Annotated in this window: 1 protein-coding gene; it reads right to left on the minus strand. The window is 54.8% G+C overall.

The window, feature by feature from the left end; all coding sequences use genetic code 11:
* Positions 1–22: 22 nt before the first annotated feature.
* Positions 23–1,396 (minus strand): IS4 family transposase (locus tag ACERJA_RS20110; RefSeq protein WP_373609978.1); only part of this gene is annotated, 1,374 nt, incomplete at its 5' end.

Raw genomic sequence — 1,396 nt, forward strand, 5'->3', positions numbered from 1 at the left:
TCCTGTCTCTTACCCATAAGTCTCAGGAGTTCAGTTCGTATCCCTCCGCCCAGGTCTGAAGTTTCTTGAGGCCTTTCCACATCGTCTCCCAACCGGGCGGTGGATCGGAACTTCGGTCAAGGTAACCGCCGATCTTCGCAACCGCAATTGCGTACGCTTGAGCCTTATTGTCGGTCAATTCTGGAAATTTTGTTTCCAGAATTGACCGTTCAGTCTCGCTCAGAAGGACATCAGGTGAACAGTGTGCGTCTCCCCGAGCAAGTTCCCGTAACTCCAGCACCTTCCACGCAATCACCGAATAGACACTCAACAAAACTTCCATGCGTTCCCACGTTTCCAGCCGGCGCTCTTCGATCCGGCACCCAGTTTTCAGCACTTTGTGCCAGTCTTCGATCGTCCACCGGGCGCGATAGAACTCTATTACACTCAGCGAATCAGTGAATGCAGCGACCGATTCAGTGGTGAGTAACACCCACTGAATCGGGTCGTCTTGCTCTCCAAGTTCGTCGATCCGCACGACGTTTACCTCAACTGGCTCGGTGTGAGTTGGATCGTTCTTCGGTGGAAGCAGTTCACACGAGCCGGCTTTGACTATGAGCTCAGCCTCCCTGGCTTCTCTTCCATTCCCCTGTTCAATCTCGATCGACATCTTCCCTTGGTCGGGGAGGTCTTCACTCCAGTCAATCAGACGTCCGTCCGTTCCGGACGGCGTCTGAATACAGCGATTCTGATTCGCACGGACGACGAATCCAGCTTCCAAGTCGTCTGTAACTTCGCGGTAAAACGCAAATGCATCAGCTCCTCGGTCGTGGATGAATATCGGCCGGATCTCCTCGGCAAGCCAGTCGCTGGCTTGCCTGTCTCCGCGGATCCATTTTTTCTGTTCGCTCTCTAATTCGATCGGCTCACCCTTCCCGTTCGTATCGTGTTTGGTGCTGGCCTGTTGGTCCTCGATCAGCGACTGCTGATCGATGACCCCAGTCATGCGATGTGTCTGTGGATCGACTCCGACCGTCGAGTGAACCTTGACACCTTCGAGATCCGTAGTAGAGTTGCCGATGTCGCCGAGTCCTTCCTTCGACGGATGTCTCGGGAACACGAGCTCAGTCGTATCAGAGACGACTAGAAGCTCCTCCTTGTCATGGACGCGTGAGCGTTGTTCTCGCGTGTGGGCGGAGAGAATCTCGTCTGGATCCACATACTCGTTATCGCAAAATCGGTACGTAGCCTTTGTGGAGGCCCAGTCCTCGCAGGCGTTAGGGATCGACTCGGCAGGTGCCCTGCCGAGCCGATCCCCAATCTGGACCAATCGGTCTGTCAGGCGTTCGTCGCCAAACTCAGCAGACTGGAACTCCTTTCGAATCTTGCCAGAGACATCAGTCTGACACAGCTCCGC

Origin of the sequence: Natronorubrum sp. A-ect3 (assembly GCF_041821125.1) — an archaeon.
In the GTDB taxonomy this organism is placed as follows: Archaea; Halobacteriota; Halobacteria; order Halobacteriales; family Natrialbaceae; genus Natronorubrum; species Natronorubrum bangense.